We start from the raw sequence: 16,284 nt of genomic DNA, 5'->3' as shown, positions 1-16,284 counted from the left end.
GGCGATTGAGGAGCGGGGTCCGGGGCAGCGCCCCGGTAACGCGCCCGCGCGTCCGGCAACCCGGGGCTCCGCCCCCGAACCCCCGCTCCTCAATCGCCGGAGGGGCTGAGTCTGCGCCTCCCCCACCCCAGGGGCCGAAGGGGCGCCTCCCCCACCGCAGAAAGCCGAAGGGGCGCCTCCCTGCCGGGAGGGATGGAATTGCGCGCCCCCCACGGGCGGCGGGCCCCGCCGGAAGGTGACGGGCCCCGGAGCCGGCTCACACGTTCGGGCGGGCGCCCGCCGCGGCCTCCTTCGCCGCCGTGGCCATCTCCTCCAGGCGGGACAGCATCGGCATCGGGTCGGTTCCCACCGTTCCGGGGAGGAAGTCCGCGATGCGTTCCGGGGTCCACGCCGCCCCCTCCGCGTAGCCCGCGCGCAACTCCCTCGGCTGGGCCCAGACCGCGATCTTCGGGCCCGCGATCGTGTACACCTGGCCGGTGATCCTCTCCGCGCGGGCCCGCTCGCTGAGCAGGTAGACGACGAGCGCCGCCACATCCTCCGGCTCGCCGATCTCCTTGAGCTCCATGGGGACGTTGGCGGACATCCGGGTACGCGCCACCGGCGCGACCGCGTTCGCCGTGACCCCGTACTTGTGCAGGCCGAGCGCCGCGCTGCGGACCAGCGAGATGATCCCGCCCTTCGCCGCGCTGTAGTTCGCCTGGGCCACGCTCCCCTGGTGGTTGCCGCTGGTGAAGCCGATCAGCGTGCCGGCGCCCTCCTGCTTGCGCATCACCGCGGAGGCGGCCCGGAAAACGGTGAACGTGCCCTTGAGGTGGGTGGCGAGCACCGGGTCCCACTCCTCCTCGGACATGTTGAAGAGCATCCGTTCCCGCAGGATGCCGGCGACACAGACGACTCCGTCGATCCGCCCGAACCGCGCGAGCGCCGTGTCCACGACCCGCTGCCCACCGGCCATGGTGGAGATGTCGTCCGCCACCGCGACCGCCTCGCCGCCCGCCGCGACGATCTCCTTGACGACGGACTCGGCTATCTCGCTGGCGGGTTCGCCGCCCTCGATGGAGACGCCGTAGTCGTTGACCACGACCTTCGCCCCCTCGGCCGCCGCGGCGAGCGCGACGGCCCGGCCGATGCCGCGCCCCGCCCCCGTGACGGCCACCACTTTGCCTGCCAAGAAGTTCCCCATACCCGGCCCCTTCCCGCGGTTTCTGACGGTCCGTTAGATTCTATGGGTCATCAGGTCCACCGGCACAAGCCCCAGGAGGCTCCATGTCACTGCCGGACGAGTTCCACGAGATCGCCAAGCGCGTGAACAACTGGGACCGTTGGGGCGCGGACGACGAGATCGGGACGCTCAACCTCATCACCGACGAGGTCGTACGGGAGGCCGCGGCCACCGTCCGGACGGGGCTGCGGATACCGCTCGCGCTGCCGCTCCAGCAGGACGGTGTGCAGAGCGGGCTGATCCCGGGACGGATCAATCCACTGCACACCATGGTCCAGATCAATCAGGAGCTGTTCGGCCCCGGCACCGTCGCCACCAGCGACGACACCGCGGTCCTGAGCCTCCAGACCGCCACCCACTGGGACGCCCTGACCCATGCCTCGCACTCGGGGAAGATCTACAACGGCCGTCCGGCCGACACCATCACCGCGCACGGCGGCGCCCGGTTCAGCGGCATCGACAAGGCGCCGCACATCGTCTCGCGCGGGGTGCTCCTCGATGTGGCCCGCGCCCACGGCGTGGACCGGCTGCCGGGTGGCCACGCCGTGACCCCCGACGACCTGGACGCGGCCGAGGAGCTGGCCGGGGTCCGGGTGCGGGCCGGTGACATCGTGCTCGTACGGACCGGGCAGGTCCAGGTCTATCTGGCCGGGGACAAGAACGCGTACGGCTATCCGTCACCGGGGCTGTCCATCCGGACGCCCGAGTGGTTCCGGGCCCGCGATGTGGCCGCGGTCGCCAACGACACCCTGACCTTCGAGATCTTCCCGCCCGAGATCGAGGACCTGTGGCTGGGGGTGCACGCGCTGGACCTGGTCGAGATGGGCATGCCGCAGGGCCAGAACTGGAATCTGGAAAAGTTGTCCACAGCCTGTGCGGAGTCGAACCGCTACAGCTTTCTGCTCTCCGCCATGCCGGAGCCCTTCACCGGCGCGACGGGCGCCCCGGTCGCCCCGGTCGCGATCCTCTGAGCGGCCGGGGCACAGGGCATTCGGTACATGCCCTACGCGTGGCGGGTGACCGCGTGCGACGGCTCGTACGCGGCGCCCGGCTCGCAAGGGGCGTCACAACCGCCGGTGACACCTTGGGCACCGTGCGCACCATGCGCGCCGGGCTGCATCTGCACCTGGATCAGCGGGATGCCCCGGTCCACCTCGCACCAGATCCGCTTGCCGGCGCCCTCCGGCTGCCAGCCCCAGCGGTCGGCCAGGCCGTCGACCAGCTCCAGGCCCCGGCCGCCGGTGTCCTCACCCTCCGCGTGCCGCTGCTGCGGCGGGCGGCAGCTGGTGTCGGCCACCTCGACCCGTACGGTCCCGGCGTTCCCCGGGGCTCCCGCCGAGCCGAACAGCATGCGCAGCACGGCGGGACAGCCCGTGTGCACCACCGCGTTGGTGACCAGTTCCGAGATCAACAGGATGAGCGTCTCGGCCAGCGGCTCGTCGTCTCTTATCCCGGACCCGACCAGCCGCGAACGCGCCCATCTGCGGGCCCGCCCGACCTCCGCGGGATCGGCCCCGACCTCCAACTGAACCTGAAGCACCTGCACCGCTCACACCATCCGAACCGGCGGACACATCGCCTCGCGCCTCCTCAGGGTCACGGAACGTGATTCCCTTACGAGACAGCATGGTTGACGTACAGTCACCGCAACAAGCGCTTCGGGCATATTCCAGCGCGAAGGAGTACGCGTGGTGCATACTGTGCGACGCACGCTGCGGAGAGTCGAACAGAGACGCTCAGCCCCTCTGTATGGATCACGAGCAGGGCACCTCTCGCGGACCGGAGCAGCCGCACAGGCCACATCCGGATCGCCAGGTTCCAGAACCACTCGCATCCAACGGAGCGTACCCGAGCCCGGCGCCGACTCCACCCCGTGACGAATCACGCGAAGGACACAAGCCGGTATCGGCGCTTACCGACTGCACTGAGTCACTCCGCAGCGTGAACCTCAGGGGTCCATCGCGTCACCAACGCATACCGGCCACCCCTCCTCCGGTTCAGGCCAGATCGGCGGCCAGCGCCTCCTCCGCGTCCGCCGCCGTCAGCCACTGCCCGGCCCGCAGCCAGGCCCGCTTGAGGTGCAGGTGGACGTCCGCCTCCCAGGTGAAGCCCATGCCGCCGTGCACCTGGAGGCAGTCGCGGGCATTGCGGGCCGCCGCTTCGTCGGCGAGCAGCTTGGCCCCGGCGATCTCCACCGGGTCCGCCGTCACGGCGGCCGCGTAGACGGCCGTACGGGCCGTCTCGGCGCGCACCAGCATTCCGGCGCACAGATGCTTGACCGCCTGGAAGGACCCGATCGGCGCTCCGAACTGTTCGCGCCCACGGGCGTGTTGAACCGCCGCCTCGGTGCTGCGCGCAGCGCTGCCGAGCTGTTCTGCGGCGGCCAGCAGGGCGCCCTCGCGGCGCAGCCGCGCTCCGCCCGGCAGCGGTTCGCCCTCGTAGGCACCGAGGTCCGGCACCCGCCACAGGGGCGTGCCCGGGTCGAGCGACCGTACGGGCTCGGCCTCCCGCACGACCTGCCTCAGGGCCCCGCCGGTCAGCACTCGGGCCCGCTCCCCCTCGAGAACGAGCAGCGCGTCGGCTGCCGCCAGGTGCCCGACCGGCTGCCCGGCCTCCGCCAGGGCCACCACGGCGCCGCCCTCGGCCGCGCCCTTCACCGCTCCCGCGGCCAGTTCGGTGGCGATCAGCGGGCCCGGCAGCAGGGCCCGCCCGATCCCTTCGAACACGAGTACGGATTCAGGCAGGCCGAGCCCGACCCCGCCCGCCGTCCCCGGCAGCCGCAGCGCGAACAGCCCGGCCGCGCCGAGCTCCCGCCACAGCGCACCATCGACGCCCCCGCCTCCCCCGTCGCCCCCGCCGTCGATCGCGGCCCGCATCCGGTCCCTGTCGAACCGCCCGCCGAGCAGGTCCCGGATGCCCGCCCGCAGGGCCCGCTGGTCGTCCGTGAGCCGGAAGTCCACTGTCCGCTCACCGTCCCTTCGGCAGGCCGAGGATGCGCTCGGCGACGATGTTGCGCTGGATCTGCGAGGTGCCGGCCGCGATCGTGTACGAGAGCGAGGAGAGCCGGTCCAGCACCCACTCCCGGTCCAGATCGAGGGCGTCACCGGCGCCGAGCACCTCGGCCGCCGCCTCGTACAGCTCCTGGCGGGCGTGCGAGTAACGCAGCTTGAAGACCGAGCCACCCGTCCCGGGGACGCCGCCGGTGCTCTGCGCCTCGCTGACGTTCCACTGGGTGAGCCGCCACAGCGCCCGGAACTCGGCGTTCAGCCTGCCCAGCCTCCGGCGCAGCACCGCGTCGTCCCACCGCCCGTTGCGCCGGGCCTCGGCGGCCAGGGCGTCAAGGGTGCGGCGGCAGGCGACGACCTCACCCACGAAGGCCGTGCCGCGCTCGAAGGAGAGCGTGACCATGGTGACCCGCCAGCCGTCGTTCTCCGCCCCGACCCGGTGCGAGACGGGCACCCGCACCTCGTCCAGGAACATCTCGGCGAACTCGGTGGATCCGGCGAGCGTGCGCAGCGGCCGGACCGTGACGCCGGGGGCGTCCATCCGCATCGCGAGCCAGCTGATCCCGCGGTGCTTGGGCGCCGCCGAATCCGTCCGCACCAGCAGCTCGCACCAGTCGGCGACCTCCGCGTGCGAGGTCCAGATCTTCTGCCCGCTCACCACGTAGTCGTCGCCGTCGCGCACCGCGCGGGTCCGCAGCGACGCCAGGTCGGAGCCCGCCTCCGGCTCGCTGAACCCCTGGCACCAGATCTCGTCGCCGCGCAGCACCGGCGGCAGCCACCTGGCCCGCTGCCCGGCGGTGCCCTCGGCGGCGATCGTGGGCCCGGCGTGCAGCAGCCCGACGAAGTTCGCCCCGACGTACGGCGCCCCGGCCCGCTCCGTCTCCTCCAGGAAGATCAGGTGCTGGGTGGGGGTGGCGCCACGGCCGCCCGCGTCGGCGGGCCAGTGCAGGCCCGCGTAGCCGGCGTCGTACAGCAGCCGCTGCCAGCCGGCGTCGTACGCCCGCCGCCCCGGCCAGTCACCGGGGTCCGGCTTCCCCGGCAGCCCGGGAAGCACTGCGGCCAGCCACTCCCGCAGCCGTGCCCGGAAGGCTTCCTCTTCCTCCGTGTACGCGAGGTCCATGACCCGCCTACTTGTCGAGGTCCAGACCGAGCATCCGGATCGCGTTCCCGCGCATCAGTTTGTAGACGGTCTCCTCGTCCAGTCCCTTGACGTGGTCGAGGGCGACCTCCTTGGTGTGCGGGAAGGTCGAGTCGACGTGCGGGTAGTCGGTCTCGAAGGTGGCGTTGTCCCGCCCGACGACGTCGAGCGAGGCGACGCCGTGCTTGTCGCGGAAGAAGCAGCAGAACATCTGCCGGTAGTAGTACGTGGAGGGCGGCTCGGGGATCAGGTCGCGCACCCCGCCCCAGGCCCGGTGCTCCTCCCAGACGTCGTCGGCGCGCTCCAGGGCGTACGGGATCCACCCCATCTGCCCCTCGCTGTAGGCGAGCTTGAGCTGCGGGAACTTCACGAGCACGCCGCTGAAGAGGAAGTCCATCATCGAGGCCATCGCGTTGTTGAAGGAGAGCGAGGCCTGGACGGCGGGGGGTGCGTCCGGCGAGGCGGCGGGCATCTGGGAGCTGGACCCGATGTGCATGTTCACGACGGTGCCGGTCTCCTGGCAGACGGCGAAGAACGGGTCCCAGTAACCGGTGTGGATCGACGGCAGCCCCAGATAGGTCGGGATCTCCGAGAAGGTCACGGCCCGCACCCCGCGCGCCGCGTTCCGCCTGATCTCCGCGACGGCCAGATCGATGTCCCAGAGCGGGATGATGCACAGCGGGATCAGCCGGCCGCCGCTGTCCCCGCACCATTCCTCGACCATCCAGTCGTTGTACGCGCGCACACAGGCGAGCGCGACCTCCTTGTCGTGCGCCTCGGCGAAGGTCTGCCCGCAGAACCGCGGGAAGGTGGGGAAGCAGAGACTCGCCTCGACGTGGTTGAGGTCCATGTCCTTCAGCCGCTCGACGGGGTCCCAGCAGCCGGGCCGCATCTCCGCCCGGGTGATCCCCTCCAGGGTCATGTCGTCGCGGTCGAAGCCCACGGCGGCGATGTTCCGCTTGTACGGGAACTTGAGGTCCTCGTAGATCCACCAGTCGGTGGGCGGACCGTCCGGGTCCATCGTGATGACGTACTTGCCGCCGGTGTAGGCCAGCTCGCCGATGCCCGCGGTCAGCGGCTGCGGCCCGCGCTCGCGGTACTTGGCCGGCAGCCAGGTGGAGAACAGGTGCGGCGGCTCGATCACATGGTCGTCGACGCTGACGATCCGAGGCAGTTCCGTCATGGTGTCCCCTTCGGCGCACGCATTTCTGATGACCCGTCAGATTGACGTCGCCCTCAGGCTAGCCCCGCACCCCTGGACCGACAAGGCGCTGCGCTCTACGCTCTCCGCACGATCTGACTACCCGTCAGCTGTGAGGGGTTCGCCGTGAACGAGACCGCACACGCCCTGGGTGCATCGGGCACCTTCTGGGAGCTCATCGAACGCCGGGCCGCCCTGACGCCCGAGGGGCCGTTCCTGATCCAGGACGACCGCACGCTCACCTTCGGCGAACTGCGCGCCCGCGCCGAACGGGTGGCGGCGGGCCTGCACGACATGGGGGTGCGCCCCGGGACCGTCGTCGCCTGGCAGCTGCCGACCCGGCTGGAGACGGCCCTGCTCTCCTTCGCGCTGGCCCGGATCGGGGCGGTGCAGACCCCCCTCATCCCCTTCTACCGCGACCGCGAGACCGGCTTCGCACTGCGCGAGTCGAAGGCCGAGTTCTTCGCGGTACCGGGCACCTGGCGCGGCTTCGACCACACGGCGATGGCCACCCGCCTCTCGGCGGACCTCGCGCACCCGCCCCGGGTCTTCGAGGCCTACGACACCCTCCCGGACGGCGATCCGGCGGTCCTGCCCCCGCCACCCTCCGACGGCACGGCGGTGCGCTGGATCTACTGGACTTCGGGCACCACATCCGACCCGAAGGGCGTCCTGCACACCGACCGCAGCCTGATAGCGGGCGGCTCCTGCCTGGCCCACGCCCTGCACCTCTCGGCGGCCGACACCGGCTCGATGGCCTTCCCCTTCGCCCATGTCGCCGGGCCGGACTACTCGGTGATGCTGCTGCTCTACGGCTTCCCGGCGGTGCTGTTCGAGCACTTCGCGATGCCGGAAGCCCTCGCGGGCTACCGCCGGCACGGGGTGACGGTCGCGGGTGGCTCGACGGCCTTCTACTCGATGTTCCTGACCGAGCAGCGCAAGGACCCGTCCACCCCCCTCATCCCCACCCTCCGCCTGCTGGCCGGCGGAGGCGCTCCGAAGCCCCCGGAGATCTACCACGCGGTGGTACGCGAGATGGGAGTCCAGCTCACCCACGGCTACGGGATGACAGAGGTCCCGATGATCACCATGGGCGCCCCGGACGACACGGCGGAACACCTCGCGGGGACGGAGGGGCGGCCGCCGGATGGCATGGAGATCCGGATCACCGACGAGGACGGCGAGCGGGTGCCCTGCGGGGTGGACGGCGAGGTACGGCTCCGGGGCGAGGCGGTCTGCCGGGGCTACCTGGCCTCCGCGAGCCCCTTCGACGCGGACGGCTTCCTGATCACGGGCGACGTCGGCCACCTCCGGCCGAGCGGCCACCTCGTCCTCACCGGCCGGCTGAAGGACATCATCATCCGCAAGGGCGAGAACATCTCGGCGAAGGAGATAGAGGACCTCCTCGCCCGCCATCCCGGCGTCGGCGACGCGGCGGTGATCGGGCTGCCGGACGCGTCGCGCGGCGAACGCGTCTGCGCGGTGGTGGAACAGCCGCCGGGGGCCGCCCCGCTCACCCTCTCCGAGGTGACGGCCCACCTGCGCGGCGAGGGACTGTCGGTCCACAAACTTCCGGAGCAACTGGAACTGCTGCCGGCGCTGCCCCGTAACGAGACCTTGCGCAAGGTACTCAAGTACCGGCTACGCGACCGCTACACGTGACGTCCCCGGGTCCGGGGGCGCGGGGTTCCGGCCTCAACCGCCGGACGGGCCGCGTCTGTCCGGGTTTCCGGATCAAGCCCGTCCGGCGATCGAGGACAGGGACCCGCGCCCCGGAGAGGGGCGCACAAGCACACCCCGCGCGCCCGCCCGGCCGAGGGCTACGCGTCGGGTTCGATCACCGTGAAGTACGCCGCGAACGCGGCCACCGCGTCCGACTCCGCGATCCGCCCGTCGCGATCCGCGTCCAGGCTCTGGGCCGCGAACGCCGCCGCGTCCGGGCTGGCGCCCAGCACCCGCAGGGCCCGGTCCACCGCCGGCACCGCAGCGGCCCCGTCGTTCTCCGGGTCCGCCACGGCGATCGCCGCGCGCAGGAAGGGGCGGGCGATCTCCGCGAACCTCTCCGGGCTGTCCCGCAGGCGTTTCACCGCGCCGCCCACGAACTCCTCACGGGTGACCCGCTGGTCCCCGTCCACGTCGGCGATGCCCGCCATGCCCTGCCAGAACGCCTCGGCCCCGCTGTAGAGCGCCTGGCCCTTGTCGCAGCGGGCCGTCGTACCGAACTCGGTGAGCAGACGGGCCGCGGCGGCGTTGAAATCCGCGCGATCGATGTATCCGTTGCCGTCCTGGTCGAAGGCGGCGAAGCGGAATGCGATCTTGCGCTCATACTCTGCGCTGTCCATGCGGGGAGCGTACGACGCCCACGGCACCCACGTGTCACTTATGCGCTTCAGTGGTGTGACAACCCGGTCAGGCGGACATCGGTTCGGCCCCGTCGTCGACGGCGGAGTCCCAGTCGGGGTAGACCTCGAACAGCCGGCGCACGCCGAGCGCCGCCAGCACGCGGTTGACGTGCGAGCCCTCCTCCGCGCCCCGGGCGGGCAGGATCAGCCGCAGCCGGCCCCCGCAGGACCGCATCAGCCGACGGGAGGCGATGAGCACGCCGACACCACTGGAGTCGCAGAACAGGACCTCCGAGAGATCGAGCACGACATCGTGACGGCCGACGGCGACCGCGTCATGGACGGACTGGCGGACGGTCGGTGACGTCACCAGATCCAGTTCGCCGCATATGTGCAGCACCGTCCACCCGGCCTGCTCGGTTTCGGCCACCTTCAATGTCACGCGACTGGGCCTCTCGTTCCGGGGATCCGGGGATTCCAGCGATCCGGAAGTTTCCCTTCCTCCTCGCGGCTGCCCCGGGGCACTCCCCATGAAACACCGCCCGTCCCAGGAAGGCCCAGAAGGGTTTCAGGCAGAAATGATCACTTCAGGTCCGATTCCATCGCCGCGGGGTCCGCATTCCCTACCATCCTGGGCGTTCGCGCGGGCGCACTTACCGCAAAGGGGCGTGCGTGGTCAGTACAGCCGACTACATTCGATGTGACGAGGGGTACAGGTCGAGGGCACAGGGCTGGGGGTCTCATGGCTAATAACGCACCACCCCGCTGGGACCGCAAGATGCAACAGCGGCTGGCGCGCGGAGAGGCGGCCGCCCTCGGGGAGCTCTACGACCGGTTCGCCGCGCTCGTGCACAGCCAGGCCCACCGGATGCTCGACGACGAGAGCGCCGCGGACCTGGTGACCCGGGAGGTCTTCGGGTACGTGTGGGAGAACCCGGACGCGTACGACCCCAAGCAGGGCTCGATGCGGTCCTGGGTGGCCCGGCTCACCCACCGCCAGTCGGTGCAGCGCCTGCGCAGCACCGCGTCCATCACCGCCGCGGAGACGTACGGGACCGCCGAGGACACCGCGGACGGGGCCCGCGCGGACCTGGCCGAGCTGGAGGAGCGCGTGCGCCGGGCCACCGCGGCGGCCCGCGCCGACTACATCGTCGCCTCCATGCCCGCGCCGCTGCGGGCCGCGCTGGAGCTCGCGTACATCCAGCGCCGTGACTACCGGCAGACCGCGGCCGACCTCGGGGTCACCGAGGACGAGGCCAGACGCCGCCTGCGGCTGGGTCTCCAGCTGCTGTCCACCGCCCACACCCGGCCGCTGGAGGGCTCATCGCCGCCCGGATACGGAAGGCGGCTGTGAACGACGACGCGGAGGGGCTCGACGGCGACGGCCGCGAGCACGAGGGCCGGGACGACGAGGTGCGGGGCGCCCGTCGCATACCGGGGCCGCGGGGCGCCGCGGACGACTTCGACATGGGCCACGCAATGCCACCGCAGCCACCACAGCCACCGCCCGCACCGCAGCCGGAGTCCGTACCGCCGCAGCCGAAACGGGCAGCGGACCCGCCGGACCACGCAGGCCCACCGGAGCACGCGGGCCCGCCGGACCGATCCGCGCCACCCGGCCCGCCGGCCCTCGTGCTCCCGCACCGTGTCCTGAAGGCCCTCCTCGGCGCCTGGGCGCTGGCCGCCTGCTCCGCCGACGAGACCGAGGCCGTCGAGGCGCACCTCACGGAGTGCGCCCCCTGCGCCGACGAGGCGCTGCGGCTGCGCGACGCGGTCGGTCTGCTGCACACCGACGGCAGCCTCGACCTCGACCCGCTGCTCCGGTCCCGGGTGCTGGAGAACTGCCTGAGCCGCCGCCCCGCCAAGATCCCGGTGCCGGACTGGGCGTCCCCGTACGACTCGGAGACCGCCCGTCTCGACGCACTGCTGCGCGACATCGGTACCTCGGAGTGGCACGCCCCGGTGCGGCTCAAGTGGTTCGAGGACGAGCGCGTGACCACCCGCAAGACGACGGTCGCCGGGGTCATCGGTCACCTCATGACCGTCGACGGCCTGGTCAGCACCGCGCTCGGCCTCGACGACCCGCTCTCCGTCGGCGTCCCGGGGATTCCGCGCCGGGGCCCGGAGCCGGTGCTCGCGCCCACCGCGCGCACCGAGACGTACTGGTCGTCCGCACGCCTGCCGCCCACCCGGGCCGTCCGCGAACCGTGGCGCGACCAGAGTCACACCCTCATCCGCACGGTCTCCTTCGCGGGCCGCGACGTCTCGGAGCTCTCCGTCTCCTACGGCGACTTCGCGCTGCCGCTCCAGGACGCCCTGCTGGACCGGGCCTTCGAGTGCTGGGTGCACGGCGGCGACATCGCGGACGCGGTGGACTACCCGTACGAGGCGCCCTCCGCGGCCCACGTCAACCGGATGATCGACCTGTCGGTCCGGATGCTGCCGGCCGCCCTCGCCGAGCGGCGACGGGCGGGGCTCGCGGCTCCGGCCCGCCATCTGGTGACGGCCGGTGCCCCGGGCCGCTCGCTCCATCTGGAGGTGGAGGGCATGGGCGGCGGCGACTGGTACATCGCGCTGGACTCCCCCGCCGCGATCGGCTCGCCCGACCACACGGTGGCGCAGGTCGCACTGGACGGCACGGAGTTCTGCCAGCTCGTGGCGGGCCATGTGCCGCCCGTGGAGGCGGCGGCCGGTCAGCGCGGGGACCGTGAGGCGATCCACGACGTGCTCATGGCGGCGGCCTCGCTCAGCAGGCTCTGAGCCGAAGCAGGCTCCGAGCCGGAGCAGCCCTGAGCCGGAGCAGCCCCGCAGGAGCGTCCGCGGGGCTGTGTGCTGCTGCCGGTCGGGCCGGGACCTCTCGTCCGGATCGTGCCGGGCTCGCCGGGCCCGAGCCGGACGTCAGGCGAAGACGACCGTGCGGCGCCCGTTGAGCAGGATGCGCCGCTCCGCGTGCCACTTCACCGCGCGCGCCAGCGCCTGGCACTCCACATCGCGCCCGATCGCGACCAGCTGGTCCGGGGTGACGCCGTGGCCCACCCGCTCGACCTCCTGCTCGATGATCGGCCCCTCGTCGAGGTCGGCCGTCACGTAGTGCGCCGTCGCACCGATCAGCTTCACACCGCGTGCGTGTGCCTGGTGGTACGGCTTGGCGCCCTTGAAGCTCGGGAGGAAGGAGTGGTGGATGTTGATGATCCGGCCGCTCAGCTGCTTGCACAGGTCGTCCGAGAGGACCTGCATGTAGCGGGCCAGCACGACCAGCTCCACGTCCTCCTCGCGGACGAGCTCCAGCAGCCGCGCCTCGGCTTCCGCCTTGTTGTCCCTGGTCACCGGGATGTGCCGGAACGGGACGTCGTACGAGGCGACGAGTTCGGCGAAGTCCGTGTGGTTGGAGACCGCCGCGGCGATCTCGACCGGCAGGGCACCGCTCCGGGAGCGGAACAGCAGGTCGTTCAGGCAGTGGCCGAACTTGCTGACCATGAGGACGATCCGCATCCGGTCCGACGACCGGTGGATCTGCCAGTCCATCCGGAAGGAGTCGCCGATCGCGGCGAAGCTCGCCCGCAGCTTCTCGGGACTCACCGGGGTGTCCGCCGAGAAGTGGACGCGCATGAAGAACAGACCCGTGTCGTGGTCCCCGAACTGCTGGCTGTCCTCGATGTTGCAGCCGGTCATGAAGAGGAAACTCGACACGGCGTGCACGATGCCCGTTTTGTCGGGGCAGGAGAGGGTGAGGACGTACTGCTCGGACGCGGCGTCCGGCACAGCGGAGGCAACGGGTTCGGCGGGCTGCGGCGCGGTCATTCCCGTAGGGTGCCACACCGCCCGGTTCTCAGGCCGATCTGGTCATGATGCGGAGCACGTCGAGGGAGCGCGGCGGGACGTCCGGGTCCTCGCCGTCGTTCGTGGCGAGCAGCACATGGGCCTCGCGGGCGGCCCGTACGGCCTCCGGCCAGCCGTGATGCTCCAGATAGGCGGAGACCGGGGCGTCCGCGCCGACCTGGTGCATGATGCGCAGCACCCGCAGCACGGCGACGTCGACGAGGGCGGCCTCCCCGGAGTCCCGGAAGACCGTGCCGACGTACTTCTCGGCGGACCAGTTGTCGAGCCAGGTGTCCTCGACCAGGCGGTACACGGCGTCGGTGACGTCGCCGTATCCCTCCCGGCCGGCCAGCCAGCACTCGTGATGGAAGACGGGGTCGGAGAGCATGTGCAGCGCCGAGCGCACGTTGCTGCGCCAGCGCCACCACGGAATGTCGTTGAGCGGCATGCCGCCCATGGTGGAGGAGCGACGGCCGCGACGGGAAGAGTTCTCGGAACCTTGCTGCACGGTTGTCGATCGTACGTTCCCTTTCGGGCCGTCCGTGCGGCCCCCTGCCATTCACCTGGATGTCACCGAGCGTTGAACGGGGCACACTCCGGCGTTACCCCGCGGCGGGAATCCTCTGTCCCCATGACCGGACGGCAACGCCCCATCCTTTCCCGCCCTTCGAGGCTGCTCACCGGCGCGGTGACGGCAGGGGCCTTGCTGATGACCGGCTGCGGTGTGCTCCCTGGGGAATCGGGGGACTCCAGGGAGCCCGTCACCGTCGTGACCTGGGCGCCCGACGGCACCTCAGGACCGGATGCGGCGAACATGGCGGGAATGACCGCGATGGCACGGACGTACGCCCGCTGGGTCAACGGCCAGGGGGGCATCGACGGGCACAAGCTGCGCGTGGTCACCTGCGACGAGCAGGACAGCTCGATCGGCGCGGGGAACTGCGCGCGGCGGGCCGTCAAGGAGAAGGCCGTCGCCGTCCTCGGCTCCTACAGCCGGTACGGGCGGGCGTTCATGGCTCCGCTGGAGGTCGCCGGCATTCCGTACATCGGGGGGTACGGCGCCTCCGAGGAGGAGTTCCGGAGCTATGTCTCCTACCCGGTGACCGGCGGCCAGTCGGCGCTACTGGCGGGCAACGCCAAGCAACTGGCGGGGAGTTGCGACAAGGTCTCGCTGGTGCGCCCGGACACGCTGGGCGGTGACGGTCAGTCGTGGATCCTCAAGACCGGTCTGACCGAGGCCCGACGGCCCGGCCCGGTCGACATACGGGCCGCCGAGGCGGCCACTTCGTACGACGGGGCGGCCGCCAAGGCGCTGGCCGGGGCGGGGACGGACGGCGGATGCGTGACGGCCGTGCTCGGGGAGCGCACGGGGACCTTCTTCGACTCGTTCAGACGGCTGGAGCCCACCAGCGGTGCGGTCCGCGTCTCCTCGGTGCTCGGCAGCGTCGGGCAGCCGCTCATCGACCGCACCGGCGGCCGGGACAGCCCGTTCGAGGGCGCGTACGTCACCGGCTGGTACCCGGACTCGGGCGATGCCCGCTGGAACCTGATGCGCCAGGTGATCCGCGAGCACGCCTTCGGCGACAACCGGATCGATCCGGACGACACGGGCGTGCAGACCACCTGGATCGCCTACACCGCCCTGAAGTCGATCGTCGAGTCGCTGCACGAGCCGGCGATCAGCGCGAGGAAGATCACCAAGGCCCTCAACCAGGGCGTCCGGGTCGACACCGGTGGCCTCACCCCCGAACTCCGCTGGCGCTACGAGGACATGCTCGGCTCGGACTCGTACCCCCGGATCGTGAACAGCAAGGTGACGTTCCAGGTCGTGCGCGACGGCAAGCTGGTCGCGGACAAGAAGGGCTTCGTGGACGTGACGAAGACCCTGACGGACGCGAGCGCGACCAGCTGAGACGACAGACGGCGGGGGCGGACGGGACCGGCCCGTCCGCCCCCGCCGCCGTGGCTCAGAGCGCGGTGGCCTCGCGCGCGGTCAGGCCGTACTTCGCCGCGATGGCGTTCCACAGCTTGGACGCCTGCTGCTTGGCCTTGCTCGCCTCGCCGCTCTGCACGTTGGCCGCCTGCGACTGCGAGGTCGTACGGGCCTTGCCGTGCTTGCAGACCTTCTTGCTCTTGGCCTGCACGGCCCAGGCGGCGTAGTGGTCGTCCGCGGACGCGGACGCCTGCCAGGCCTTGGTGAGCGAGGCGGTCAGGTCACCGTGGTCCGGCAGCTTGTCGACCGACAGTTCCTTCAGCCTGGTGACCAGGTCGCGGCGCTGCTGGGCGGCGCCCTTCAGATCCGCCACGGCCTTGTTCAGATTGGTGCAGGACTTGGTCTTCTCCACCGCGCCGATGACCGCTGCCCGGCTGTTGTTGCTGTCGGCGAGGAGCTTGTCGAGCGCCTCCGCCTGCGGCTTCGCCGGGTCGGCGGCGGCCTTGGTGGAGGGCTGCGTCGCGGGTGAACTCGCGGAGGCCACCGACTGCTTGCTGTCGTCCTTGTCGTCGTCGCCACCGCTGAGCAGAGCGCCGGCGCCGAGCCCGATCACTGCGCAGCCCACGACGACCGCGGCGATCAGCGGGACGTGCGCCGACCGCTTGCGGCGCTCGTCACGGCCGTCCTGCGGCAGCCCGTCCTCGGGCCCGCCGTACGGGGGCGCCTGCTGGTAGGCCTGCGGCGGGGGCTGTCCGGGGCCCTGGTACTGCTGCTGCGGCTGATGTTGCTGCTGCTGTTGCTGCTGCTGCGAGGGGTCGAACCGGGGTATCTGCTGGGTGGCACCCGCGGGTTCGTCACTGCGGAAGAGGTTGTCGAACTCGGCGGGCGGCGGGCGCTCCCCGGGCGTGCCGGGCCTGATCCCGTAGGGGGCACCGCCCGGCACCGGCGGTATGTACTGGGTGGCGTCGGCGTCCTGGCCGCCCTGCGCGGGCTGCTGCCCGTACGACTGCTGCTGGGCGCGGCCCAGGAACTGGGTGGACTCCGCGGGGCTCTCCGGCGGCAGACCGCCCGGCCCGGACCCGCCCGGCACCGGCGCGATGTACTGCGTGGCGTCCGCGTCCCCGCCGCCCGCGCCCATGCCGGGCACGGCCTCGGGCGGCAGCGGCTGGGCGTAGGGCGCCTGCGACCGGGCGGGCGGCAGCGCCTGCGGAGCCTGCCCGTAGGCCGGCGGCTGCTGTCCCTGCTGATGCCCCTGCTGCGGCTCCCGGCCGTACGCCTGGTCCTGCCCGCCCTGGCCGTACTGCCCCTGCTGCCCGTACCCGGCAGGGGTCTGCTGCCCCTGCCCATAGGCCGACGGAGGCTGCTCCTGCCCGTACCGGCCCTGCTGCTCCTGCTGCCCGTACCCGCCCCGCCCCTGCGACGGGCCGCCCTGCTGCGGCGCCTGCGGGCCCCAGGGCTGCCCCCACGGCTGCCCTTCGGCCGGGGTCGCCCGGTCCGCCGGTCCCCCCGGCGTCCAGGGCTCGCCGCCACCTGCGGGCAGCACGACACCCTCGTGCGCGGGTCGTACAGCAGGGGGCTGCTGCTCGTCGCCCTGTCCGCTCTGTGTCACCGGGACTCCTACGTG

General features: G+C 71.9%; 15 protein-coding genes. 5 read left to right on the top strand and 10 right to left on the bottom strand.

Annotated features, from left to right (window positions below):
• Window positions 1-256 precede the first annotated feature (256 nt).
• Window positions 257-1,183 carry an SDR family oxidoreductase gene (locus tag ACFVJX_RS07765; protein ID WP_384125999.1) on the bottom strand — a complete coding sequence of 309 codons (927 nt, stop codon included), beginning with the start codon at window positions 1,181-1,183 and terminating at the stop codon, window positions 257-259.
• Between the two features lie 83 nt (window positions 1,184-1,266).
• On the opposite strand from ACFVJX_RS07765, the gene ACFVJX_RS07760 reads away from it, so the two are divergent.
• Entirely contained in the window at window positions 1,267-2,193 is a 927-nt protein-coding gene (locus ACFVJX_RS07760) for a cyclase family protein (protein WP_384126001.1), read from the top strand.
• A 32-nt stretch (window positions 2,194-2,225) separates the two neighbouring features.
• On the opposite strand, the gene ACFVJX_RS07755 is transcribed toward ACFVJX_RS07760, so the two are convergent.
• The 4 genes from ACFVJX_RS07755 to ACFVJX_RS07740 all read right to left on the bottom strand — a co-directional run bounded on the left by ACFVJX_RS07755 (window position 2,226) and on the right by ACFVJX_RS07740 (window position 6,548).
• A complete protein-coding gene (locus tag ACFVJX_RS07755) occupies window positions 2,226-2,768 on the bottom strand; it encodes an ATP-binding protein (RefSeq protein ID WP_384126004.1) in 543 nt (180 codons plus the stop codon).
• A 451-nt stretch (window positions 2,769-3,219) separates the two neighbouring features.
• The gene (locus tag ACFVJX_RS07750) at window positions 3,220-4,182 is read right to left on the bottom strand and encodes an acyl-CoA dehydrogenase family protein (RefSeq protein WP_384126006.1); all 963 of its coding nucleotides are present in this window, start codon (window positions 4,180-4,182) and stop codon (window positions 3,220-3,222) included.
• Window positions 4,183-4,189: 7 nt separating this feature from the next.
• Entirely contained in the window at window positions 4,190-5,347 is a 1,158-nt protein-coding gene (locus ACFVJX_RS07745) for an acyl-CoA dehydrogenase (RefSeq protein ID WP_384126008.1), read from the bottom strand.
• Window positions 5,348-5,354: 7 nt separating this feature from the next.
• Entirely contained in the window at window positions 5,355-6,548 is a 1,194-nt protein-coding gene (locus tag ACFVJX_RS07740; RefSeq protein ID WP_384126011.1) for an amidohydrolase family protein, read from the bottom strand.
• A gap of 144 nt (window positions 6,549-6,692) precedes the next feature.
• Here ACFVJX_RS07740 and ACFVJX_RS07735 point away from each other — a divergent pair, with 144 nt between their 5' ends.
• Complete coding sequence (locus ACFVJX_RS07735; protein ID WP_384126014.1) at window positions 6,693-8,228, top strand: class I adenylate-forming enzyme family protein; 1,536 nt, start codon at window positions 6,693-6,695, stop codon at window positions 8,226-8,228.
• A 158-nt stretch (window positions 8,229-8,386) separates the two neighbouring features.
• On the opposite strand, the gene ACFVJX_RS07730 is transcribed toward ACFVJX_RS07735, so the two are convergent.
• Window positions 8,387-8,908, bottom strand: a complete 522-nt coding sequence (locus ACFVJX_RS07730) for an EF-hand domain-containing protein (protein ID WP_384126017.1) — start codon at window positions 8,906-8,908, stop codon at window positions 8,387-8,389.
• Between the two features lie 67 nt (window positions 8,909-8,975).
• Window positions 8,976-9,350: an STAS domain-containing protein gene (locus ACFVJX_RS07725; protein ID WP_384126020.1), complete on the bottom strand. Its 375-nt coding sequence runs from the start codon at window positions 9,348-9,350 to the stop codon at window positions 8,976-8,978.
• A 300-nt stretch (window positions 9,351-9,650) separates the two neighbouring features.
• Here ACFVJX_RS07725 and ACFVJX_RS07720 point away from each other — a divergent pair, with 300 nt between their 5' ends.
• Together ACFVJX_RS07720 and ACFVJX_RS07715 are read left to right on the top strand one after the other, a co-directional pair.
• Window positions 9,651-10,262, top strand: coding sequence for an RNA polymerase sigma factor (locus ACFVJX_RS07720; RefSeq protein WP_384126022.1), 612 nt, complete (start codon window positions 9,651-9,653; stop codon window positions 10,260-10,262).
• Complete coding sequence (locus tag ACFVJX_RS07715) at window positions 10,259-11,668, top strand: zf-HC2 domain-containing protein (RefSeq protein ID WP_384126024.1); 1,410 nt, start codon at window positions 10,259-10,261, stop codon at window positions 11,666-11,668. The genes ACFVJX_RS07720 and ACFVJX_RS07715 overlap by 4 nt, the downstream gene beginning before the upstream one ends.
• A 138-nt stretch (window positions 11,669-11,806) precedes the next feature.
• Here ACFVJX_RS07715 and purU read toward each other — a convergent pair whose 3' ends face one another.
• Together purU and ACFVJX_RS07705 are read right to left on the bottom strand one after the other, a co-directional pair.
• Window positions 11,807-12,709 carry a formyltetrahydrofolate deformylase gene (gene purU, locus ACFVJX_RS07710; protein WP_384126027.1) on the bottom strand — a complete coding sequence of 301 codons (903 nt, stop codon included), beginning with the start codon at window positions 12,707-12,709 and terminating at the stop codon, window positions 11,807-11,809.
• A gap of 28 nt (window positions 12,710-12,737) precedes the next feature.
• Complete coding sequence (locus ACFVJX_RS07705) at window positions 12,738-13,184, bottom strand: hypothetical protein (RefSeq protein ID WP_359078884.1); 447 nt, start codon at window positions 13,182-13,184, stop codon at window positions 12,738-12,740.
• A gap of 174 nt (window positions 13,185-13,358) precedes the next feature.
• Here ACFVJX_RS07705 and ACFVJX_RS07700 point away from each other — a divergent pair, with 174 nt between their 5' ends.
• Window positions 13,359-14,639, top strand: a complete 1,281-nt coding sequence (locus ACFVJX_RS07700) for an ABC transporter substrate-binding protein (protein WP_384126030.1) — start codon at window positions 13,359-13,361, stop codon at window positions 14,637-14,639.
• A 55-nt stretch (window positions 14,640-14,694) separates the two neighbouring features.
• Here the strand turns inward: ACFVJX_RS07700 and ACFVJX_RS07695 are convergent, their stop codons facing one another.
• Window positions 14,695-16,269, bottom strand: coding sequence for a hypothetical protein (locus ACFVJX_RS07695; protein WP_384126032.1), 1,575 nt, complete (start codon window positions 16,267-16,269; stop codon window positions 14,695-14,697).
• Window positions 16,270-16,284 lie beyond the last annotated feature (15 nt).

The organism is Streptomyces sp. NPDC127177, assembly GCF_042672475.1.
GTDB lineage: Bacteria > Actinomycetota > Actinomycetes > Streptomycetales > Streptomycetaceae > Streptomyces.
This window is presented reverse-complemented; position numbering and strand designations above follow the sequence as displayed.